This is a genomic window from Caballeronia sp. LZ034LL (assembly GCF_031451215.1).
GTDB lineage: Bacteria > Pseudomonadota > Gammaproteobacteria > Burkholderiales > Burkholderiaceae > Caballeronia.
The window spans coordinates 1,884,098-1,906,605 of record NZ_JARUXR010000001.1 but is presented as its reverse complement, the minus strand read 5'-3'; the positions used below and the strand labels follow the sequence as shown (position 1 = coordinate 1,906,605).

Here is a 22,508-nt window from a genome sequence, read left to right as displayed (position 1 = left end):
AATCACTTCCCCGACGCCAGCCGCTCCTGAATATGCTTTGCCCGCGCCGGCGAAGATGGATGCGAAGCAAGCAGGCTCGACTTGCCGCCGTCGATCGACGCCAGCTTCTGAAACGCCGTCACGAGTCCGGCCGGGCTGTAACCCTTCTTCTTCTGCGTATCGAACGAGTAATCGTCGGCGGCGCTTTCCTGCGACTGCGAGAACTGCGCGTTGACGAACTTCTCGGTCAGATCGCCGAGTTGCGACCCTGAAATACTGGCGATCATCCCCGACCCCGACGACGCCACCGAGCGCGCCGCCGACGTCGCGAACGCCACCTGCATCGCGCGCTTCGTGTGGCCCAGTGCGACGTGTCCCATCTCGTGGCCGACCACGCCGCGTACTTCGTCGTCGTTCATCAGGTCCATGAGGCCGCTGTAGACGCGCACGCAGCCGTTCGCCATGGCCCAGGCATTGACGTCCTTCGTCATGTAGACCTTGTAGTTCACCGGCACGCCGTTGATGTTGTTGCCAAGCTGCGCGGCGATCTTGTTGAGGCGCTGCGTGTACGGACTGTCCGCCGACGCGATCTGGTTCTCTTTGTCCATCTGCGCGCAGGACTTGTCCGACAGCGTGCGCACGTCGCTATCGTTCAGCATCAGCGCTTGTGATGCGAGTTGCCCCGACTGGGCAAGGGAGTTGGGATCGAAACTGCTCATTCCGCTGCACGAAGCGAGCAGAACGGTAGCGGACGCGGCGGACGCCGCAGCGCCCAGGCGAAAGAACGTCATCGTGGTCTTCTCTCAGGTTTCGGATTGCAGATTGCGGTTCGTCCTGTCGCGGAAAGCTGGCGGACGAGATGGAAAGCTCGAGGGAGATCGACTCGTCGATCCGTCGAAAATTCCAAAACTTTTACAAAACCTGACGATTTGAAGACAGGAGGCGTGTCAGTCCTGCCGCTGACGGCACGCGGCGCGGACCCGCGCGGCGGCGCTGGAGACCGATCCGGCCTCCAGCGCGATCGGTGCCACATCGGGCAGTGCGTCGGCCGCGAGCGACGTGAGCGTGCGGCCCGGCGGCATTTCGACGAACACGCTCATGCCGAGCTCGGACAACGCGACGGTCGAGTCGTGCCAGCGCACCGGATAACGCAGATTGGTGGCGAGGTCATCACGGATCGCATCGGCGCTGCGCAGCACACGCGCGCCGCGATTGCCGACATAGGGAATGCGCGGCGCGTCGAAGCGCACCGTGCGCGCCGCTTCGATGAGGCGGATGGATGCGTCCTCCATCAGCACGCAGTGCGACGGCACGCTGACCGCGAGCCGCTCCGCCTTGCGCACGCCGCGCGACAGCACGAGATCGCGGATCGTCGCGAGCGCGTCGTCGCTGCCCGACAGCACGATCTGGCGTGGCGCGTTCAGATTGCCGATCCACACCGCCGCGCCGCTCTCGTCGATCGCGCGCGTCATCTCGCGCTCGTTCAGGCCGAGCACCGCGAGCATGCCGTAACCGTGCGGACAGGCGTTTTCCATCAGTTGCGCGCGCAGTTGCACGAGCCTGAGCGCGGCGGCGAACTCGATTGCGCCCGCCACGACCGCTGCGCCGTATGCGCCGACCGAAAGACCCGCCACCGCGTGCGGCGTGATGCCTTCGTCGGCGAGCGCGCGTGCCGCCGCCACGCCCGCGACCACGAGCGTCACCTGCACCGCGACCGTGGAGGCGAGCGCGGTTGCCGTGTCGAGCGTGAGCACATCGATGCCGAGTGCTTCGGACGCTTCGTCGAGCGTCTTGCGAATGGCCGGATGCGGATCCGCGCCGCCGAGCCAGTGCAGGAAGTCCGGCGTCTGTGCGCCTTGTCCGGGAAACAGATACGCGATCATGACGCGGCCCAGGGATCATCGACGAGACGTGGGCCTGCCGCGTGACGCAGCATCACACGCAGCTGCGGGCGCGCGTATTCGGCGAGCGAGAACGCGGCTTCAGGCGTTTCGATCTGCACGTCGATGCGCGTGCCGCTCTGCTGCGCGGCATGCGAAAGCGCATCGAAAAGCGCGGACGCGTCGTCGCGCGGCAGCGGCGTATCGGCGCGCACGACGAGATCGAGATCGCTCGCCGGCGTGACGGTCGGCACGCCGCTCGCGAGTTCGAAGCCCGCGCTGCCGGCCGGTCCCCAGCGCAGCGCGCGATCATCGAGCATGCCGGCGATGCCGCCCATCAGCGCGAACGCAGGAAGCTCGCGCCGCGCGGGTTCGGGCTCGCACGTCCGCAGATCTTCAGGCGTGAACTTCGCCTTGATCCAGCCAACCTCTATCCAAGTGCCAAAGCGCTCGCCGCGCACGCTGCCGCGCACGCCCACCGCCAGCTTTCCCCCGAGCGGCGGCGCGCGCCGCACCACGACGAACGGCGCGCGGGCAAGCGCCGCCGCGACCCAGCCGGGCGCGCCTTCGAACGGCGGCGCGTCCGGCGTGAGCCGCAGCAAGTCGTGCGGACGCGGCGCGTGCTCCATTACGCGTGCCACTGCTCGCGCATGCGGCGACGCACCTCGATGGACGCCGCGCGCGTGCGCTGCGCATCGGCGGAGGCGAGCCGGTTCGACAGGTCGCGTGGTCCATCCCGCGCATCCCGCACCGCCGCCGCGAGCGACGCCTGCACACGCGCGATATCGGCGGAAGAGGGCGCATCGGCATCGATGCCTTCGAGCAATTCATGCAGCAAGCCGAGCCTCGCGTAGGCGCTCATCTTGTAGGACATCGGCAGTACGGTGTCGCCGAGCGCGTCGAGGCTCTCGACGCTGCGCCGCGTGACGCGCGCCGCCGCTTCCTTGCCCATCGCATGCACGGCGGTGCCGGGCGCGTCGAGCGCGACGATGCGGTTGGCCTGATAGCCGTGCGCGAGATACGCACCCGACATCGCCGGACCGACGATCAACGCAATCACCGGATGTCCCGCGAGCCGCGCGCTCGCGTAGGCATCGGCGGCGGCCGCGCAGGCGAGATGGATGCCCAGCAGTTCCTCGCGGCGTCCATAGGCCTGGCTCTTGACATCGACCACGGCGACGATCGGGCGCTTGACGGGCGCGTCGCGATCGGCGTCGATGAGCGCGCGCACCGCACGCGCGAGCAGCCAGCCCTGTTCGAGGCCGACGACGTTGTCGGTCGCGCGCGGGAAGCGGTTCTGCGGATCGGGCACGACCGCGATGAAGGTGGCGCGCGCATCGTCGAGCCGGCCTTCGCGGACGCGCACCGGGCCGCTTTCGTCAGGCGCTGCGGATTCGGCGAGCGCGTCGAGCCAGCGCGCGCCGCGTGAGCGAGTGTCGGTCATGATGTGCCCCACAGTTGACGCAAGGTTTCGGGATCGATGGCGTCCGGATTTACTTCGGCCAGCCGCGCGAGATAGCCGTCCACGTCCTCGCTGCGATGCCGTTGCGGCACGCCGCGTTCGAACGCCGCGAGCACGGCCGCGCGCACTTCGCCGGCGTCGTCCTCGACCAGCGTATCCGCGAGTCCCGCCGCCACGCGTTGCTCGCCGCCGATCATCGACCAGATGAGGCGGCGGTCGCTCGAATCGAGTTCCTCGATGCCCGCTTCCTGCTCGATGACTTCCGGCCCGTTCATGCCGAGCCGCGCCTGCCGCGTCATCACGAGTTCGGTACAGAGCGCGGCCGCGAGCGACATGCCGCCGAAGCAGCCCACCATGCCGCCGATCACGCCGACCACCGGCACATGGCGCCTGAGCGCGACGATCGCCGCGTGAATCTCGGCGATGACCGCGAGTCCGAGGTTCGCTTCCTGCAAGCGCACGCCGCCGGTCTCGAACAGCACGACCGGGCGCACCGGCCGTCCCGCTTCGAATTCGCTCGCCGCCATTTCGAGTGCCGCCGCGATCTTCGCGCCCGACACTTCGCCGATGCTGCCGCCCTGGAACGCGGGCTCGATCGCGGCGATCACGGCCGGTTCGCCGCCGAGGAGGCCGCGGGCGATCACCACACCGTCGTCGGCCTGACAGACGATGTCCTGCATCGCGAGCCACGGTGATTCGAGCCGGTCGAACGGACCGAGCAGTTCTCGGAAGCTGCCCGGGTCGAGCAGCGCGCGGGCGCGGTCGCGCGCGCCCATTTCGATGAAGCTGTGACGCGCGAGAAAGGTGCCGTGGGCATTCATGGCGCGTCTCCTTCGCTCGCTTCCACCGCTTCGTTGAGGCGCAGCATGACGACGCCGGGCGTCGCGCCGAAGTCGTTCAGTTCGATCTTCGCCGCGCCGTCGTAACGCTGGAAGAAGCGGTCGAGCACACTTTTCCACACGTGTCCGTAGCCATCGACGCTCGTGCGGATCACCACTTCCGCCTGCATCGAGTCTGAAGGCGACAACAGCACTTCGAGATCGCCCGAGCCGACCACGCCCACATGCGCGCGACGCGCGACGGGCCGTGTGGCGGGATATTCGTATCGCATGTTTTCCATCGTTCGTTCCTCTTTACGCTTCGATGCGCGTCAATCGAGACGCCTGAGACTGTCGAGAAAGAGTGTCGCCGCGAGCAGGTCGGCGGCGCCGCCGGGCGATGCGTTCAGCGCGAGCAGCGCGTCGTCGAGTTGCGCGAGCGCGGCGCGGCCTGCATCGGTGCCGGCGCCGCCGCGCGCCATCACGATGCGCGCGCCGTCCTGCGCCGCCGTGAGCGCGCGCCGGCCGCCGCGATGCAGCAGGCAGGTGTCGTCGAGCGACGCGATGATCGCGATCAGCGCATCGAGTTGCGCGTCGTTTTCGCAGACACCGCGTGCGCGCGCGGCATCGAGCGCCGGCAGGCCGATCAGCCGTGCATGCGGAAAGCCGTCGCGGGCTTCGCCGCGCGCGCCGGCCACCTGATATCGCGAACTCGCGCGCGCGCCGTGACTCGCCGACGCCGACGGCGGCGCATAGCGATCCTCGTGACACGCGATGGCTGCCGCGGCTGCGCAGATGGCCGCGCTGTCGTGGGGCGCATGCAAGGCCGCGCCCGCGCACAGCAAGCCGACGATCCAGATCGCGCCACGATGCGCGTTGCTGCCGCCGGTGGCGTTCATCATCGCGATTTCACCTTCGCGGCCGATGCGCGCCAGTTGCTCGCGCAGCGCCTGCGACGGCTGCGCCCGCGATGCCGCGCGCGCGATCGCGAGAAAGGTCGGGTGCAGTGCATCGGCGGAACGCAGCATCGTGTCCAGATCGAGATCGCGATGCGCGCCGCTGCCGCGTTGATCGACGAGCGCGGGCTTCGGCGTCAGCCGCGCTTCGGCGATCAGCGCAGCGCGCGCATGAGCAGCGATGACCGCCGGTTCGAGTGCAAGCTCGCAGGCTTCTTCATGCAGCAGGGGCAGGGCGTTCATCGCGCTCACCAGCTGCGAAAGCGCGCGGGCGGCGCATAGAGACCGCCCGACCACGCGACGAGATCGTCGATGCTGCGCGCCGCCAGCAGCGAGCGTTTCGCTTCGCCGCGCCGCACGCCGAGATCCTCCGGATACGCGACGATGCCGCGCCGTCTCAGCTCGGCGGTCTTCGCGGGATCGGCGCGCATGCCGATGGGCGTCACGCCCGCAACCGCGGCAAGCGCCGCGCGGCGTTCGTCGAAACCTTCGGCTGCGTGCAGATACGCGATGCCTTCCTCGGTGACGACGTGCGTGACGTCGTCGCCGTAGATCATCACGGGCGCGATCGGCATGCCGCTCTTCGCCCCGACCGCGATGGCATCCAGCGACTCGACGATGGTCGGCTCACCGCCTTTCTTGTAGGTCTCGGCGGTCTGCACGACGAGCTTGTGGCCGCGCGCGATCTGCGGATTCGGGCCGTCGTTCTTCAGCAGCTTGAGCCAGGCTTCGCTCGAATGGCGCCGGCCGCGCGGATCGTGTCCCATGTTCGGCGCGCCGCCGAAGCCCGCCAGGCGGCCGAGCGTGACGGTGGAGGAATTGGCGTCGGCGTCCATCTGCAAGGTCGAGCCGATGAACAGGTCCACGCCATATTGGCCCGCCAGCTGGCAGAACACGCGGTTCGAACGCAGGCTGCCGTCGCGGCCGGTGAAGAACACGTCCGGACGTGCGGCGATGTAATCCTCCATGCCCACTTCGCTGCCGAAGCAATGCACGCTCTGCACCCAGCCGGATTCGATCGCGGGAATCAGCGTCGGATGCGGGTTGAGCGCCCAGTGCGTGCAGATCTTGCCCTTCAGGCCGAGCGCTTCGCCATAAGTGGGCAGCAGCAGTTCGATCGCCGCGGTGTCGAAGCCGATGCCGTGATTGAGCGCCGTCACGCCGTAGCGGTCGTAGATGCCGCGGATCGACATCATCGCCATCAGGATCTGCAATTCGCCGATATGACGCGGATCGCGCGTGAAGAGCGGCTCCACCGCGAAGGGGCGATCCGCCTGCACGACGACATCCACCCACGAGCCGGGAATATCGACGCGCGGCAGTTCATCGACGATCTCGTTCACCTGCGCGACCACGATGCCGTGCCGGAACGCGGCGGCCTCGACGATGGTCGGCGTGTCCTCGGTGTTCGCGCCCGTGTACAGGTTGCCGTGACGGTCAACCTGCACGGCGCACACCAGCGCGACCTGCGGCGTGAGGTCGATGAACATGCGCGCGTACAACTCGATGTACGTATAGATCGCGCCGATCTCCAGCATGCCGTCCTCGAGCAACTGCGCCACGCGCAGGCTCTGCGGTCCGGCGAAGGCGAAGTCCACCTTGTGCGCGATGCCTTGCTCGAACAGCGCGAGATGTTCCGGGCGGCTGATGCTCGAAATCAGGAGATGGATGTCGTGCACGCGTGCCGGATCGAGTTTTGCGAAGGCGCGCGACAGGAAGTCGGCCTGCTTCTGGTTGTTGCCTTCCAGCGCCACGCGGTCGCCGGTCACGATCAGCGCGCCCAAGGCATCGACGATATGCGCCGGATCGAGCACCGCGCCGTCCAGCCAGGGCTCGATCAGTTTCAGGCGGCGCGCCTTTTCCTGCGCGCGCGTGTTCCAGTTGCGGCTGTCGCGGGGCGCGTCAGCGGGGAGGGACGAATTCATCGGTCGGCCTTCGGAGTGAGCGTTCGGGAAGAGGCGCGGCGCTTTTTCTTCTTGTGACTCAGGTGTGCGAGCGCTTGCGCATCGGCGAGAAAGCGGTAGATCAGGTCGCCCGTCGCGAGCAGATGGCGCGCGACCAGCGTCTGCGCCTGTTCGGTATCGCGGGCGGCGAGCGCGGCGAAGATCGCGCGATGTTCGGCATCGGACGCGTCCTTGTGGATCGGCAAGCCGAGCTTCAGGCGCAGGTAGCGTTCGCCGCGCCGGTGCATCTGCCCGATCAGCTCCATCAGGCGCGGCCGGCCGGCGGGCGCGTACAGGCTCATATGGAACTGCTCGTTGCGCACCACGTAGAGCGCCGGGTCGGGTTCGCGTTCAGCGGCTTCCAGCAGACGCTGCGCTTCGGCCAGCGTCTCGGGCGTGTGATGTTCGATGGCAATGCCGATCGCCAGACTCTCCAGCGACGCCCGGATCTCATAGATCTCGCGCGCCTCATCGGCGGATTGCAGGCTGACGGCCGCGCCGCGATTCGGCTCGATGGTCACCCAGCCCTCGCTTTCAAGCTGGCGGAATGCTTCGCGCACGGGAATCGCGCTGACCGAGAACTGCCGCGCGATGGCGTCCTGGCGCAGCGGTTCGCCCGGCAGCAGCGCACCCTCGACGATGGCCGACCGCAGCGCGTCCGCAATGTAGCGCGACGTGCTCTGGCGCGGTTCGAACTGCGCATCGCGGAACGACGCGGCAGGCTGGGAGCTTGCGGAAGCAGCGAGGTCGTTGGGCATGGCTAGGTGAAAGTGCGGACTTGTCGGAGGTCGATGTTCAAATATTATATATAAAAACGCGCACCGGTCTTCGGTGCTTTCCCTAGACGCCATAACAAGATTGCAAGATTGCGAATGCGCGCGTCGTTCATCCTCGCTTGAGTTTCATCGGAGAGACATGGCCATGCCGACTACGCTGGATCGTGAGATAGGCGCCACGCGCGCCGCGAAGACACCGCTCAACCGCTCGCAGATCACGGGCTTCTGGGGCGCCTGGGCCGGCTGGACGCTCGACGGCATGGACTCGTTCATCTATGCGCTCGTGCTCGCGCCCGCGCTCACCGAACTGTTGCCGCGCTCCGGTTATGCCGCGACGCCCGCGAACGTCGGTCTCGCAGGCTCGATCCTGTTCGCGCTGTTCCTGGTGGGATGGGGACTGTCGTTCATCTGGGGGCCGCTCGCGGATCGCTTCGGACGCACCAAGGTGCTGGCCGCGACCATCTTCACGTTCGCGATCTTCACCGGGCTCGCCGCGACCGCGCACAACGTGTGGGAACTCGGCATCTATCGGTTCTTCGCGGGCGTGGGGATCGGCGGGGAGTGGGCGCTCGCCGGCACGTATGTCGCCGAGGCCTGGCCGGAAGATCGCCGCAAGATGGGCGCGGGCTATCTGCAAACCGGCTATTACGCGGGCTTCTTCCTCGCGGCGGCGCTGAACTATACGATCGGCGCGGCGTTCGGCTGGCGCGCGATGTTCCTGGTCGGCCTGTTCCCGGTGGTCATCTCGATCCTCGTGTTGCTGCGCGTGAAGGAAACCGACAAATGGCAACACGCCGAAACGGCCCAGCCGCATGTGAAGCACGAAAGTTCGCTGAAGGCGATCTTCAATGCGCAGTACCGCAAGCGCACGATCGTCGCGGCGGTGCTGCTCACGGTGGCGATCATCGGCTTGTGGGCGGGCGCGGTGTATGAGCCGTCGGCGGTCATCCAGCTGGCGACGAAGGCCGGCATGGACAAGCATGACGCGGCGCGCATGGCGTCGATCGCGACGGGACTGCTCTCTATCGGCACCATCGTCGGCTGTCTCGCGCTGCCGCCGATGGCCGAGAAGATCGGCCGCCGCAAGACGCTCGCGGTGTATTTCGTCGGCATGGCGGCGTCGATTGCGCTGGCCTTCGGCTGGGCCTTCTATCTGCCGAACGGACTGGTGCCGTTCATCGCGCTGCTGGTCGTGCTGGGCTTCTTCGGCGGCAATTTCGCGCTGTTTTCGCTGTGGCTGCCGGAGCAGTTCGAAACCCGCGTGCGGGCGACGGCTTTCGCTTTCTGTACGTCGGTCGGACGCTTCATCGGCGCGATCGTCAACTTCGGCATCGGCGCGATGGTGCTCAACATGAAGACGCTCGGCGTGCCGATCGCGCTGACTGGCATCGTCTTCCTCGTCGGACTCGCCGTCATTCCGTTTGCGCCGGAAACGAAAGGGCAGGAACTGCCGAACTGAGCGATCCGCGCTTTTATGCCGAACGGCGGCCTGCCGATGCAGGGCCGCCGTTTTTTTTCATCCCGCGCGCGTTTTTCTTTCGTAAGGTTTTCGGCGGTAATAGGAGGGCGGTAATAGGAGGTTACCAAGTCGAACACTTGCGTCACCATCCGTCCGATATAGTCCGGTCAACACTACAAACAAACCGTCGAGGTGGGCTTCACATGAACAAGGTTTTGAAGGCTTCCGCGCTGGCCGGCGCCGTGTTGATCGGTGGCGTGACGTTGTCCGGCGCAGCCGTGGCAAGGGTCTCCGTGGGCGTGAACATCGGAGTGCCCGCGCCTGTCTATGTCGCGCCCGCGCCGGTCTATGCACCGCCGCCGCCCCCGGTGGTCTACGCGCCGCCTCCGCCGCCCGTGTATGCGCAGCCGGCGATCGTGATCGGCTGGCATGGCGATCGTTACTGGGATGGCCGCCGCTACTGGAATCGCGACGAGTACTACCGTAACCACGGTCATGGATACGGCCACGGCTATGACCATGGCCATCGCGGCTGGCACTGACCGGCCGGGAAGTCCCCGAGGAAGCGACCCCGCGCGGGTGGCTTTTTCATTTCTGTCAATGCCCGAAAGGGGGAAGCGCTGTCAGTTGTTTGTTTGAAAGCAATTTTCACCCACCTGCAATGTAACAAAAGGTAAGCTTTCTCCTGACATTACGCCGGGACGCGCAACAACTTACAAAGCTGAAATATTGCATTGAAAGCCTTCCGTTATATTTCCCGGCAAGCGAACAAGCACAACAGCGAGGTCCGTTTGCACATGAAGATCAACTCGAAAACATTCTGGACGGGCGTGATGGCCGTCGCGGCCGTCGGCCTGATGAGCACGCATGCCGCGCGCGCGGATGTGCATGTCGGCGTGAACGTCGGCATTCCGGCGCCGGTGTATGTCGCGCCCACGCCGGTGTACGCGCCGCCGCCGCCTCCGGTCGTGTATCGCCCCGCGCCGGTGTATGCGCCGCCCGTCGTGATCGGCTGGCACGGCAGCCGTTACTGGGACGGCCGTCGCTACTGGAGCCGCAACGATTACTACCGCCATCACGGGCATGGCCGCGGGCCGCATCGTGGTCCGCCGCCGGGACATGGCTACGGGCACGGACATGGCGGGCCGCACGGACGTCATTAAGACAAGCCGGACAGGCCTCGGCCGTCCAAAGAAAAAGCGCCGCCTGAATCTCCGGGCGGCGCTTTCGTTTGTACGGCACGCGTTGCGAGGGGAGCGCGTTACTCCGCGTCGGCGCCCATGCCGCCCACGACCGCATGGAAGCCCGCATCGACGTGCACGACTTCCGCGCTCACGCCCGCCGACAGATCCGACAGCAGGAATGCCGCGACATTGCCCACTTGCTCGGTCGTGACATTGCGCTTGAGCGGCGCATTTTCCTCGACGAAGTTCAGGATCTTGCCGAAGCCCTTGATGCCGCTCGCGGCGAGCGTCTTGATCGGGCCGGCCGAAATCGCGTTCACGCGCACGCCCTTGCCGCCGAGCGACGGCGACGCCGCCATGTAGCGCACGCTCGCTTCGAGCGAGGCCTTCGCGAGACCCATCGTGTTGTAGTTCGGCAGCGCGCGCTCGGCGCCGAGGTACGACAGCGTGAGCAGCGACGAGCCGTCTTTCAGCAGCGGCAGCGCGGCCTTGGCGAGCGCCGGGAAGCTGTAGGCGGAGATGTCGTGCGCGACACGGAAGTTCTCGCGCGTGATGCCGTCGAGGAAGTCGCCGGCGATGGCCTCGCGCGGTGCAAAGCCGATGGAGTGCACGAGACCGTCGAGCGAGTCCCAGCGTTCCTTGAGCGCGCCGAACAGCGCGTCGATTTGCGCGTCGTCGCCGACGTCGCACGGGTAGATCATGTCGCTGCCGAACTCGGCGGCGAATTCGGTGATGCGCTCCTTGAAGCGCTCGCCGACGTAGGTGAACGCGAGTTCGGCGCCTTCGCGCTTGCAGGCCTCGGCGATGCCGTAGGCAATCGACCGGTTCGACAGCAGGCCTGTGAGCAGAATCCGTTTTCCAGCGAGAAAGCCCATGAATGCTCCTTCTTTGAAGTCAGTGTCGCGCGCGGGCGGGCAGGCAGGACCGCGCGCAGTCGCCGGCGGGGATGGCTCGCGGGGAAGACCCGAGGGACGACCCGATAAGGCAAGCCGGACGGCGCGTGATTTTGGGTAGAATTCTCTCACATCGCAATGCCCCGCCGAGGATTCCTGCGCTTGCGCGGAGTCGTCGGGCAGGGCGTTCAACTCCATCACCCATCGCGCCCAGAGACAACCAAGGCACATGACGACTCGCCCGACGATCCGCTCATCCAGCGTCTCACGCCTGGTTCTATCCGGGTGGCTGGCCGGATCGATTGCACTGGCGGCGAGTCCGGCCTTCGCGGTGCATGCCATCGCGCAATACGGCGAACCCAAGTATCCGGCGGGCTTCACGCACTTCGACTACGTCAACCCCGACGCCCCGCGCGACGGCACCCTGGTGCTCGCCAATCCGAACCGCCTGACGAGCTTCGACAAGTTCAATCCGTTCACGCTGCGCGGCAATCCGGCGCCGGGTCTGTCGCTGATGTTCGAAAGCCTGACAACAGGCAGTTCCGATGAAGTCGCGACCGCCTACGGCCTGCTCGCCGACGACATCTCGGTGGCGCCCGACGGCATGTCGACCACCTTCCACATCAATCCGAAGGCGCGCTTCTCGAACGGCGATCCGGTCACCGCCGAAGACGTCAAGTTCTCGTTCGAGACGCTGAAGAGCCCGCTGGCCGCGCCGCAGTTCGCGGTGTATTTCGGGCAGATCGCGCGCGCGGTGATCGTCGATCCATTGACCATCCGCTTCGAGTTCAAGGCCGCGACGCGCGAAATGCCGCTGCTTGCGGGCGGCATCCCGGTGTTCTCGCGCAAGTGGGCGATGAAGCCCGACGGCACGCGCGTTCCGTTCGACCAGATCGCGTTCCAGAAGCCGATCGGCAGCGGCCCGTATCTGATCGACCATTACGACAACGGCCGCACCATCTCCTACCGGCGCAATCCGGACTACTGGGGCGCGGCGCTGCCGGTGCGGGTCGGCACGAACAACTTCGCGCACATCGACTACAAGCTCTACGGCGATCCCACCGCGCGCCTCGAAGCCTTCAAGGCCGGCGAGTACGACGTGCTGGTCGAGTACATCGCGCGCAGCTGGGTGCGGCGCGACATCGGCAAGCGCTTCGACAACGGCGAGCTGATCAAGCGCGAATTCCCGCAGCACAACGGCACGGGCATGCAGGGCTTCTTCATGAACACGCGCCGGCCGCTGTTCAAGGACGTGCGCGTGCGTCAGGCGCTGGATCTCGCGCTCGACTTCGAATGGCTCAACCGGCAACTGTTCTTCAACCAGTACCGACGCATCGACAGCTTCTTCGTCAACACGGACCTGCAGGCGAAGGGCCTGCCGAGCGAAGGCGAGCTCGCCATCCTGAATCCGTTGAAGGCGCAACTGGACCCGTCCGTGTTCGGCCCGATGCCGCGCCAGCCGGACACCGATCCGCCCGGTTCGCTGCGCGCCAATCTCATCAAGGCGCGCGAGCTGCTGGCGCAGGCGGGCTGGACCTATCGCGACGGCGCGCTGCGCAACGCGAAAGGCGAGCCCTTCGTCTTCGAGATCCTCGACGACACCGGCGGCGGCGCGTCGATGGAGCCGGTCGCGGCCGCGTTCGGGCGCAATTTGCAGAAGCTCGGCATCACGATGAACTTCCGCACGGTGGATTACGCGCTGATCCAGAAGCGCCTCGATGCCTTCGACTTCGACATGACGAGCGTGCGCATGCCCGACGTGCAGGTGCCGGGCACGGAACAGGTGTCGCGCTTCGGCAGCCAGTCGGCGAACGAGCAGGGCTCGGACAATCTGGCGGGCGTGAAGTCGCCGGCCGTCGATGCCATCCTGCAGAAGGTGGTGTCCGCGCAGACGCGCGAGCAGCTGGTCGACGCCACCCATGCGCTCGATCGCGTGCTGATGAACGGCTACTATGTGGTGCCGCATTGGTACTCGGCGACGCATCGCGTGGCGTATCGCAACACGCTGGCGTATCCGTCGACCTTGCCGCTGTACTACAGCGCCGAGGAATGGATCATCTCGACGTGGTGGGCGCAGCACGCGCCCGCGGCGCCAACCCAATAGCCGATTTAGCCGATTTAGTTGAATAAGGCGCGCCATGTGGAGCTACATCCTTAAACGCATTCTGTTGATGATCCCGACGCTGCTCGGCGTGCTGACGCTGACCTTCGTCGTGATCCAGTTCGTGCCGGGCGGGCCGGTCGAGCAGGCGGTGCACGACCTGCGGCGCGGACAGTCCGAAGGGGGCGGCGGCGGTTTCGGATTGCGCACGCACACGGGCGTCGATGCCCAGCAGGTCGAGCAGCTGAAGAAGCTCTACGGCTTCGACAAGCCGCCGCTGCAGCGCTATGTGCTGATGCTCGGCAAGTTCGCGCGCTTCGATCTCGGCGAGAGCTATTTCAGGCATCAGAGCGTGTGGTCGCTGATCGTGTCGAAGCTGCCGGTGTCGATCAGCATCGGCCTGTGGACCTTCTTCATCACGTATCTGATATCGGTGCCGCTCGGCATCGCGAAGGCGGTCAGGAACGGCTCGAAGTTCGATGTCGCGACGAGCCTGATCGTGCTGATCGGCTTTGCGATTCCGGGCTTCGTGCTCGGCGTGCTGCTGCTCGTGCTGTTCGGCGGAGGCACCTTCTGGCAACTGTTCCCGCTGCGCAATCTCACCTCCGACAACTGGGCCACGCTGTCGCTCGGCGGCAAGATTCTCGATTATCTGTGGCACATCACGCTGCCGGTGACGGCCTCGGTGGTGGGCAGCTTCGCCATCGTCACGATGCTCACCAAGAACGCCTTCCTCGACGAGATCCGCAAGCAATACGTGCTGACCGCGCGCGCGAAGGGCCTCTCCGAACGCCGCGTGCTCTGGAAGCACGTGTTCCGCAATGCGCTGCTGCCGTTGATCGTCGGCTTTCCGGCGGCGTTCATCGGCGCGTTCTTCACCGGCAGCCTGCTGATCGAGACGCTGTTCTCGCTCGACGGGCTCGGCCTGCTGTCCTATGAATCCGTGGTGCGGCGCGACTATCCGGTGGTGCTCGGCACGCTCTATCTCTTCACGCTGATCGGCCTCGCCACGAAGCTCATCTCGGACCTGTGCTACGTCTGGGTCGATCCGCGCATTCAATTCGAACAACTGGAGCGCTGATTTGAATCGAGCCGCTTCATCCCGCTCCTCGCGGCGCGACGCGCACGGCAGCGACGCCCAGCCGCTCAGCTTCGAAAAGTCCATCCCGCCCGGACGGCGCGTGTGGCAGCGCTTCAAGCGCAACCGGCTGGGCTACTGGAGCCTCGTCGTGTTCGTCGTGGCGTTCGTCATCAGCCTCGCCGGGCCGCTGTGGTCGAACGACAAGCCGCTCGTCGTGCGCTATCAGGGGCATCTCTACTTTCCGCTCGTGAAGACCTACGCGGAGACCACCTTCGGCGGCGACTTCCCCACGCCCGCCGATTATCTCGATCCCTACGTGCGCGACCGCTTCAGCGCGCCGGGCAACTTCGCGATCTATCCGCCGAATCACTACTACTACGACACGCTCAACTACTTCTCGAAGGGCTCGAATCCGGCGCCGCCGTCGCGCGAGAACTGGCTCGGCACCGACGACCGCGGCCGCGACGTGTTCGCGCGGCTCGTGTACGGCTTTCGCGTGTCGGTGCTGTTCGCGCTCGTGCTGACGGCGATCGGCACGCTGCTGGGCGTCGTCGCCGGTGCGGTGCAGGGCTATTTCGGCGGGCGCATTGACATCACCGGGCAGCGGCTCATCGAAGTCTGGAGCGCATTGCCCGAGCTTTACCTGCTCATCATCTTCGCGTCGATCTTCGAGCCGAGCCTGATCCTCTTGATCATCCTCCTGTCGCTGTTCGGCTGGATCGGTTTGTCGGACTACGTGCGCGCCGAGTTCCTGCGCAACCGCACGCAGGATTACGTACGCGCCGCCCGCGCGATGGGCCTGTCGAACTGGCAGATCATCTGGCGTCACGTCTTGCCCAACAGTCTCACGCCGGTCATCACGTTCCTGCCGTTCCGCATGAGCGGCGCCATTCTTGCGCTGACGAGCCTCGACTTTCTCGGGCTGGGCGTGCCGTCGCCGACGCCGTCGCTCGGCGAGCTGCTCGCGCAAGGCAAGGCCAATCTCGATGCCTGGTGGATCTCGCTGTCCACCTTCGGCGTGCTGGTCGCGACGCTGCTCCTGCTGACCTTCATGGGCGACGCGCTGCGCAACGCGCTCGACACGCGAATCGCCGATGCCGTGAAAGCCGGAGGCGGGCAGTGAACGAACCCCTGTTGTCCATCAAGGACCTGCGCGTGCGTTTCGGCGACACGCTGGCCGTCGACGGCGTCAATCTCGACATCCACGCGGGCGAACGCGTGGCGCTGGTCGGCGAATCGGGTTCGGGCAAGAGCGTCACGGCGCTGTCCATCCTGCGGCTGCTGCGCGAAGCCGAACTGTCCGGCTCGATCCGCTTCGCCGGCGAAGAGCTGCTCGACAAGAGCGAGCGCGCGATGCGCGGCCTGCGCGGCTCCGACATCGCGATGATCTTCCAGGAGCCGATGACGGCGCTCAATCCGCTCTACACGGTGGGCGACCAGATCGGCGAGACGATCCAGCTGCACGACGGCACTACGCCGCGCGAGGCGCGCCGCCGCGCGATCGCACTGCTCGCGCGCACCGGCATCACGGAGCCCGAGCGGCGCGTGGACAGCTATCCGCATCAGTTGTCGGGCGGCCAGCGCCAGCGCGTGATGATCGCGATGGCGCTCGCGTGCCGTCCGCGCCTCCTCCTCGCCGACGAGCCCACGACGGCGCTCGACGTGACGATCCGCGCGCAGATCGTCGAATTGCTGCTCGAACTGCAGCGCGACGAAGCCCAGCAGCGCGGCATGGCGGTGCTGCTGATCACGCACGACCTGAATCTCGTCAGGCGCTTCGCGGAGCGTGTCGCGGTGATGGAGAAGGGCGTGCTGGTCGAGAGCGGCACGGTCGAAAGCATCTTCGCGTCGCCGCAGCATCCGTACACCCAGCGGCTGCTGGCCAGCAAGCCGAAGCGCAACGTGCTGCCGGTGCTGCCGATCGCGCCGGTCCTGCTCGATGCGAAGAACGTCTCCGTCGCTTACCCGACGCGCCTGCCGGGCTTGCAAGGCTGGTTCCGGCGCGGCCGCTTCAAGGCCGTCGACGACGTCACGCTGACGGTGCGGCAGGGCGAGACGCTCGGGATCGTCGGGGAATCGGGCTCCGGCAAGTCCACCCTGGCGATGGCGCTGCTCGGCCTGCAACGCATCTCGCACGGCGCGGTGCAGTTCCAGGGCCGCGCGCTCAGTGAGTTCCAGGGGCGCGAACAGACCGCGCTGCGCTCGAATCTGCAAGTGGTGTTTCAGGATCCGTTCAGCTCGCTGTCGCCGCGCCAGACCGTCGAGCGGATCGTCGGCGAGGGGCTGGCGCTGCATCGGCCGGAACTGGACGCCGCCGCGCGCCGGGCGCGGGTCGTGGCGGTGTTGCGGGAAGTCGGCATGGAGCGCTCGGCGCTCACGCGCTATCCGCACGAGTTTTCGGGCGGCCAGCGGCAGCGCATCGCGATCGCCCGCGCGCTGGTGCTCGAACCGAGCATCCTGATCCTCGACGAGCCCACCAGCGCCCTCGACGTGTCGATCCAGACTCAAGTCCTGGCGCTGCTCGCCGACATTCAGAAGAAGCACAACCTGGGCTACGTCTTTATTAGCCACGACTTACAGGTGATCGGCGCGATGGCACATCGCGTCGCGGTGATGCGAAATGGTTTTATCGTGGAGTCGGGCGAGGTAGAGAAGATTTTTTCGAACCCCTCCGACGAATACACGCGAAAGCTTCTGAGCGCGGCCCTCGAATCCTAAAATCTTTCTTTTTCACCAATTGGGTGCCCGTCTCAATTGTATTTTTCTATTTCTTTTGACAGGTAAATACTTTGTGGCTAGTATCCTTCCAAACTTTCTGCTATCTCCCTGATTTAACAGCTTTTAATTGTAAAACCTACCGACCGATGCAGCCACTATCGTTGACTCAGACATGCGCGCGCGCCGCCGCGGGCATGTTGATCGGCCTCCTGATGACAGCAACTTCCGGCGCGTTCGCCGACGAAGTCAGCAGTAGCAGCCAGAATGCCGGCAACGGCATCTTCTCCTCCAGATCCACCGACACCGCAAACACCGACGCCGCCAGCAGCCAGGGCGCCGCGAAGTCGTTTCTGTCGGGCATGGCGAGCAAGGCCGGCGACGTCGTCGTCGGCGCGCTCAACATGATCGGCGTGCGTTATCGCTGGGGCGGCAATTCGCCGGATTCCGGCCTCGATTGCAGCGGCTTCGTCCGCTACGTGTTCCAGGACACGCTCGGCATGACGCTGCCGCGCCGCGCCGAAGAAATGAGCCGCGTCGGCGAGAAGGTCCGCGTATCGGATCTGAAACCCGGCGATCTCGTCTTCTTCAACACGATGCGCCGCTCGTTCTCGCACGTGGGCATCTATATTGGCGACAACAAGTTCGTGCACTCGCCGTCCACCGGCAGCACGATCCGCGTCGACGACATGGAAGACGGCTACTGGGAGAAGCGTTTCCAGGGCGCGCGCCGGATCGACAACGCGCAAGTCGGCGACGGTTCCGAACTGCGTCAGCGAGTGAGCGCGAGCATCGGCGGTTATTGATAGCCGCTGTGAAGGAAAATCGAAAGCCTGCCTCCTGACTGGACGCAGGCTTTTTGTTTTTGGCGGCCTTGAGATTCAGCCCTTGAGATTCAGCGAACGGAACGCCTCATTGCACGCGCTTCGGAAAGCCGTTATAGTTTTTGAATGCGTTTTTTCCTGTTTCCCTTCCTGTCGGTCCAAGCTGGTGCGTCGCTACGCGCACTATCGCTACTAGCGCGCCTACCGCGCTGATCTTTCTCGCCTCCCGTCTGCTCGTCCTGTCAGGTTTTCGACGCCAGCGGTGGCGCGAACACCCGAATTCCCTTTTGCATTTCCGCGCGTCATTTCCAACACTTAAACAATCTCCCCACTGGAGCCCAACATGGCAGCAGACAAGTTGATCATCTTCGACACCACCTTGCGTGATGGCGAGCAGTCCCCCGGCGCGTCGATGACGAAGGAAGAGAAGATCCGCATCGCGAAGCAACTGGAGCGCATGAAGGTGGACATCATCGAGGCGGGCTTCGCGGCCAGCTCGAACGGCGATTTCGACGCCATCCACACCATCGCCTCGCTCGTGAAGGACAGCACGGTCTGCTCGCTGGCCCGGGCCAACGACAAGGACATCCAGCGCGCCGCCGACGCCCTCAAGCCCGCCGGCCAGTTCCGCATTCACACGTTCATTGCCACGTCGGCGCTGCACATGGAGAAGAAGCTGCGCATGACGCCGGAGCAGGTGTACGACCAGGCGCGTCTTGCCGTGCGTTTCGCCCGCAAGTTCACCGACGACGTCGAGTTCTCGCCGGAAGACGGCAGCCGCTCCGACATCGACTATCTCTGCCGCGTCCTCGAAGCGGTCATCGATGAAGGCGCGCGCACCATCAACATCGCGGACACGGTCGGTTACGGCGTGCCCGAGCTGTATGGCAATCTCGTCAAGACGCTGCGCGAACGCGTGCCCAATTCCGACAAGGCGGTCTGGTCGGTGCACTGCCACGACGACCTCGGCATGGCCGTCGCCAATTCGCTGGCCGGCGTGCAGATCGGCGGCGCGCGTCAGGTGGAATGCACGATCAACGGTCTCGGCGAGCGCGCGGGCAATACGTCGCTCGAAGAGATCGTGATGTCGGTCAAGACGCGCAAGGACTACTTCGGTCTGGATCTCGGCATCGACACGTCGCAGATCGTGCCGACCTCGAAGCTCGTTTCCCAGATCACCGGCTTCGTCGTGCAGCCGAACAAGGCGGTGGTCGGCGCGAACGCGTTCGCGCACGCGTCGGGCATCCACCAGGACGGCGTGCTGAAGGCGCGCGACACCTACGAAATCATGCGCGCGGAAGACGTGGGCTGGGCCGCGAACAAGATCGTGCTCGGCAAGCTGTCGGGCCGCAACGCGTTCAAGCAGCGTCTCGAAGAACTGGGCGTGCAACTGGAGTCCGAAGGCGAGGTGAACGCCGCGTTCGCGCGCTTCAAGGAACTCGCGGACCGCAAGGCCGAGATCTTCGACGAAGACATCATGCAGATCGTCTCCGAGGAATCCGCCGAGGCGCAGGCAAAGGAGCATTTCCGCTTCGTGTCGCTGAAGCAGCATTCCGAGACGGGCGAGCAGCCGCAGGCCAAGGTCGTGTTCGCGGTGGAAGGCGCCGAGGTCACGGGCGAAGCGCGCGGCAACGGTCCGGTGGACGCGACGCTGCACGCGATCGAATCGAAGGTGGACAGCGGTGCGGAACTCGTCCTGTATTCGGTCAACGCCATCACCACCGGCACGCAGGCACAAGGCGAAGTGACGGTGCGTCTGTCGAAGAGCGGGCGCATCGTGAACGGCGTGGGCACGGATCCGGATATCGTCGCGGCGTCGGCGAAGGCTTATCTGGCCGCGTTGAACAAGCTGCACTCGAAGGTCGAGAAGCTCAACCCGCAGCTCTGATTCCGGCACGTCATTCCCCCACGTCTCGCGGACATGAAAAAGCCCTCGCGAGAGGGCTTTTTCGTTGCTCGTGCGCTAACGGCAGGCAGACGCTCAGAACATGTTGCGCCGGTCCGGATCGTGCAGCGGGTCAGGCGTTTTCTGCGTCATGCGCAGGATGCCCTGATCGTCGAAATAGAAGTTGTACATCAGGTACCAGATGTTTGCCTCCATGTAGCGATACGTCCAGACCTGGCGTTTCATCAACGGAAAGTACGAGGTTTCGACCGGCCGGCCGAAATTCAGCAGCACGTCCGCCTTCGTCCAGGTGCCGATCTGCGCCTTGTAGAACTCGTTCTCGTCGAGCACCTGGCGCACGCTGACGATTTTCCCCGAACTGTCGATGTCGGCGGCGGTGGTGAACTCGCCGAGCGGTTGCGTCGGCCACATCAGGCGTTTGCCGCCGCTCGGCAGGTCGTAGACTTCGCGCGGCGGGCCGAGGCGCGCGGTGATCGTCGATGCATCCGCGCCCGCCTGATAGTTCTGCCACGGCTGGGCACAGGCGGACAGCAGGAGCGCGGCGCCCGCGCCCGCCAACAGGGCGCGCAGGCGAAAGAGGGGATACGGCATGGCAAGCCTCCGGCATGTGGAGATCCTCTCGATGGCGAGGATCGTTCATTCGATCTTTTCCGTGATTCTGACATGCGCGGGCGCTGAATCACGCTCCGCGACGCGGCGGCATCCGGGCCGATCTGTCGGCAATGACGCACTTGCGCGGCGCGGACGTGACGGCCTATGATCCGCGCTTTCAGCGAATCGGCGGCAGGCATGAAGAATCGAATCGGCGCGCGCGGGGCGCGATGGCTGTGCGTGGCGGCATGGGCATGCCTGATCGGCGTGCAGGGGGCGAACGCTGCCGGCCCCGCGCCGATCAAGCTCGCGATGATCGAGGGCATGTCGGGCTCGTTTGCCAACGCCGGCGCGATGGTCGAGCGCAATTTGCAGTTCGGGGTCGAACGGGTGAACGCGCAGGGCGGCGTCCAGCTCGCCGACGGCCGGCATCCGCTGCAACTGGTCGTGCTCGACGGCAAGGGCGGCAGCGAAGCGAGCCTCGTGCAATTGCGCGCGGCAATCGACGACGGCGTCGGCTTCGTGATGCAGGGCAACAGTTCGGCGGTGGCGGCGGCGCTGGTGGCGGCGATCGACCGGCAGAACGCGCGCGATCCGCAACATCGCGTGCTGTTCCTCAACTATTCCGCCGACGACCCCGCGCTCACCAACGATGCCTGCAGTTTCTGGCACTTCCGCTTCGATGCCCACGCCGGCATGCGCATGGACGCGCTCGCAGACGCGCTGAAGGACGATCGCGCGGTCAAGAAGGTGTATTTGCTGAACCAGGACTACAGCTTCGGTCACGACGTGAGCCGCGAGGCGCAGCGCGCCTTGAAAGAGCGCCGGCCGGATATCGCGATTGCGGGCGACGAGTTTCATCCGATCGGGCGTGTCAAGGATTTCGCGCCCTACATCGCGAAAATCCGCGCGAGCGGGGCGGACGCGGTCATCACCGGCAACTGGGGCAACGATCTCACGCTGCTGGTGAAGGCCGCGCGCGAACAAGGCCTCGACACGAAGTTCTACACCTTCTACGGCAACAGCCTGGGTGCGCCGACCGCGCTCGGTGATGCCGGCGTGAAGCGCGTGATCGCGGTGGCGGACTGGCATCCGAACGTGGGCGGCGCGGCATCGGATGCGTATTACCGCGCGTTCCGCACGCGCTATCCCGCGGCCGCCGACGACTACCTGGTGGCCCGCATGCCGCTGATGGTGGAAATGCTGGCGGCGGCGATGACGCGTGCGGGCAGCGCCGATCCGTTGGCGGTGGCGCGCGCGCTGGAAGGCATGAAGTTCGACGGCGAGGATTTCCATCCGTCGACGATGCGCGCCGCCGATCACCAGCTGATCCAGCCCCTGTATGTCATGGAGATGGACCGCGCCGGCACGGCAGGCGTGAAGCTGGACAACGAGGGCTCGGGCTACGGTTTCCGGACGCTGCTCGCCATCCCGGCTGACAAGACCGCCCAACCGACCACCTGCCGGATGACACGCCCGGACCGCTGAAGGTCGTGGGCGGCGCGCGCCTGTGCTATACTCCGCGCTTCGCCTTCAGTCAGCCTTCCCTTACCGGCGGGCTACACGAAGACGAAGCGAAACATGAAACCCGTAACCCCACGGCACGGCCTTTCTTCCGTGACCGCCTGTCTGTATCAAAGGAAAAGCAAATGTCCGTAGCAGAAATCAAGAAATCCGACATCGTCGCCGAATACGCGCGCGGCGCCAACGACACCGGCTCCCCCGAAGTGCAAGTCGCACTGCTCACGAGCCGCATCAACGAACTCACTTCCCACTTCAAGTCGCACTCGAAGGATCACCACAGCCGCCGCGGTCTGCTGCGCATGGTGAGCCGTCGCCGCAAGCTGCTCGACTACCTGAAGGGCAAGGACGCGGACCGCTACCGCTCGCTGATCGAGAAGCTGGGTCTGCGCAAGTAATTGGCGCATATGTGGCTTCAT

Annotated in this window: 22 protein-coding genes; 11 read left to right on the top strand and 11 right to left on the bottom strand. The window is 65.6% G+C overall.

Annotation, left to right across the window (positions count from 1 at the left end; genetic code table 11):
• Positions 1-2 precede the first annotated feature (2 nt).
• The 9 genes from QCE83_RS08735 to QCE83_RS08695 form a co-directional block, all read right to left on the bottom strand.
• Complete coding sequence (locus QCE83_RS08735) at positions 3-770, bottom strand: M48 family metallopeptidase (protein WP_309808776.1); 768 nt, start codon at positions 768-770, stop codon at positions 3-5.
• 156 nt (positions 771-926) lie between these two features.
• Positions 927-1,862, bottom strand: coding sequence for a malonate decarboxylase subunit epsilon (gene mdcH / locus QCE83_RS08730; protein WP_309808774.1), 936 nt, complete (start codon positions 1,860-1,862; stop codon positions 927-929).
• Complete coding sequence (locus QCE83_RS08725; RefSeq protein ID WP_309808772.1) at positions 1,859-2,500, bottom strand: malonate decarboxylase holo-ACP synthase; 642 nt, start codon at positions 2,498-2,500, stop codon at positions 1,859-1,861. Before QCE83_RS08725 ends, mdcH begins: the two co-directional genes overlap by 4 nt.
• On the bottom strand, positions 2,488-3,303 hold the full coding sequence (gene mdcE, locus QCE83_RS08720) for a biotin-independent malonate decarboxylase subunit gamma (RefSeq protein ID WP_309808770.1): 816 nt from the start codon (positions 3,301-3,303) through the stop codon (positions 2,488-2,490). Before mdcE ends, QCE83_RS08725 begins: the two co-directional genes overlap by 13 nt.
• The gene (locus tag QCE83_RS08715) at positions 3,300-4,142 is read right to left on the bottom strand and encodes a biotin-independent malonate decarboxylase subunit beta (protein ID WP_309808769.1); all 843 of its coding nucleotides are present in this window, start codon (positions 4,140-4,142) and stop codon (positions 3,300-3,302) included. The genes mdcE and QCE83_RS08715 overlap by 4 nt, the downstream gene beginning before the upstream one ends.
• Positions 4,139-4,441, bottom strand: a complete 303-nt coding sequence (locus QCE83_RS08710) for a malonate decarboxylase subunit delta (protein WP_309808767.1) — start codon at positions 4,439-4,441, stop codon at positions 4,139-4,141. Before QCE83_RS08710 ends, QCE83_RS08715 begins: the two co-directional genes overlap by 4 nt.
• A gap of 30 nt (positions 4,442-4,471) precedes the next feature.
• A complete protein-coding gene (locus QCE83_RS08705; RefSeq protein ID WP_309808764.1) occupies positions 4,472-5,338 on the bottom strand; it encodes a triphosphoribosyl-dephospho-CoA synthase in 867 nt (288 codons plus the stop codon).
• 5 nt (positions 5,339-5,343) lie between these two features.
• On the bottom strand, positions 5,344-7,020 hold the full coding sequence (gene mdcA, locus QCE83_RS08700; RefSeq protein ID WP_309808762.1) for a malonate decarboxylase subunit alpha: 1,677 nt from the start codon (positions 7,018-7,020) through the stop codon (positions 5,344-5,346).
• Complete coding sequence (locus tag QCE83_RS08695; RefSeq protein WP_309808760.1) at positions 7,017-7,796, bottom strand: GntR family transcriptional regulator; 780 nt, start codon at positions 7,794-7,796, stop codon at positions 7,017-7,019. Before QCE83_RS08695 ends, mdcA begins: the two co-directional genes overlap by 4 nt.
• A 163-nt stretch (positions 7,797-7,959) precedes the next feature.
• Between QCE83_RS08695 and QCE83_RS08690 the strand changes: the two genes are divergently transcribed.
• From QCE83_RS08690 to QCE83_RS08680, 3 genes are all read left to right on the top strand, one after another.
• The gene (locus tag QCE83_RS08690; protein WP_309811568.1) at positions 7,960-9,273 is read left to right on the top strand and encodes an MFS transporter; all 1,314 of its coding nucleotides are present in this window, start codon (positions 7,960-7,962) and stop codon (positions 9,271-9,273) included.
• A 203-nt stretch (positions 9,274-9,476) separates the two neighbouring features.
• Positions 9,477-9,815, top strand: coding sequence for a hypothetical protein (locus QCE83_RS08685; RefSeq protein ID WP_309808759.1), 339 nt, complete (start codon positions 9,477-9,479; stop codon positions 9,813-9,815).
• Positions 9,816-10,070: 255 nt separating this feature from the next.
• Positions 10,071-10,436 (top strand): hypothetical protein, encoded by a 366-nt coding sequence (locus QCE83_RS08680; protein WP_309808757.1) that lies wholly within the window; start codon positions 10,071-10,073, stop codon positions 10,434-10,436.
• Between the two features lie 98 nt (positions 10,437-10,534).
• Here the strand turns inward: QCE83_RS08680 and fabI are convergent, their stop codons facing one another.
• Complete coding sequence (gene fabI / locus QCE83_RS08675) at positions 10,535-11,332, bottom strand: enoyl-ACP reductase FabI (RefSeq protein ID WP_309808755.1); 798 nt, start codon at positions 11,330-11,332, stop codon at positions 10,535-10,537.
• 247 nt (positions 11,333-11,579) lie between these two features.
• Here fabI and QCE83_RS08670 point away from each other — a divergent pair, with 247 nt between their 5' ends.
• The 6 genes from QCE83_RS08670 to QCE83_RS08645 all read left to right on the top strand — a co-directional run bounded on the left by QCE83_RS08670 (position 11,580) and on the right by QCE83_RS08645 (position 19,959).
• Positions 11,580-13,454, top strand: coding sequence for an extracellular solute-binding protein (locus QCE83_RS08670; RefSeq protein WP_309808753.1), 1,875 nt, complete (start codon positions 11,580-11,582; stop codon positions 13,452-13,454).
• A 34-nt stretch (positions 13,455-13,488) separates the two neighbouring features.
• Positions 13,489-14,532, top strand: coding sequence for a microcin C ABC transporter permease YejB (locus QCE83_RS08665; RefSeq protein WP_309808751.1), 1,044 nt, complete (start codon positions 13,489-13,491; stop codon positions 14,530-14,532).
• A 1-nt stretch (position 14,533) separates the two neighbouring features.
• Positions 14,534-15,655: an ABC transporter permease gene (locus QCE83_RS08660; RefSeq protein ID WP_309808749.1), complete on the top strand. Its 1,122-nt coding sequence runs from the start codon at positions 14,534-14,536 to the stop codon at positions 15,653-15,655.
• Positions 15,652-17,250, top strand: coding sequence for a dipeptide ABC transporter ATP-binding protein (locus QCE83_RS08655; protein ID WP_309808748.1), 1,599 nt, complete (start codon positions 15,652-15,654; stop codon positions 17,248-17,250). Before QCE83_RS08660 ends, QCE83_RS08655 begins: the two co-directional genes overlap by 4 nt.
• Before the next feature lie 146 nt (positions 17,251-17,396).
• Positions 17,397-18,053 (top strand): C40 family peptidase, encoded by a 657-nt coding sequence (locus QCE83_RS08650; protein ID WP_309808744.1) that lies wholly within the window; start codon positions 17,397-17,399, stop codon positions 18,051-18,053.
• A 361-nt stretch (positions 18,054-18,414) separates the two neighbouring features.
• Entirely contained in the window at positions 18,415-19,959 is a 1,545-nt protein-coding gene (locus QCE83_RS08645; RefSeq protein WP_309808741.1) for a 2-isopropylmalate synthase, read from the top strand.
• Between the two features lie 93 nt (positions 19,960-20,052).
• On the opposite strand, the gene QCE83_RS08640 is transcribed toward QCE83_RS08645, so the two are convergent.
• Positions 20,053-20,568, bottom strand: a complete 516-nt coding sequence (locus tag QCE83_RS08640; RefSeq protein ID WP_309808739.1) for a hypothetical protein — start codon at positions 20,566-20,568, stop codon at positions 20,053-20,055.
• 198 nt (positions 20,569-20,766) lie between these two features.
• Between QCE83_RS08640 and QCE83_RS08635 the strand changes: the two genes are divergently transcribed.
• Both QCE83_RS08635 and rpsO read left to right on the top strand, forming a co-directional pair.
• Positions 20,767-22,056, top strand: coding sequence for a branched-chain amino acid ABC transporter substrate-binding protein (locus tag QCE83_RS08635; protein ID WP_309808737.1), 1,290 nt, complete (start codon positions 20,767-20,769; stop codon positions 22,054-22,056).
• A gap of 161 nt (positions 22,057-22,217) precedes the next feature.
• The gene (gene rpsO, locus QCE83_RS08630; RefSeq protein ID WP_309808735.1) at positions 22,218-22,487 is read left to right on the top strand and encodes a 30S ribosomal protein S15; all 270 of its coding nucleotides are present in this window, start codon (positions 22,218-22,220) and stop codon (positions 22,485-22,487) included.
• Positions 22,488-22,508 lie beyond the last annotated feature (21 nt).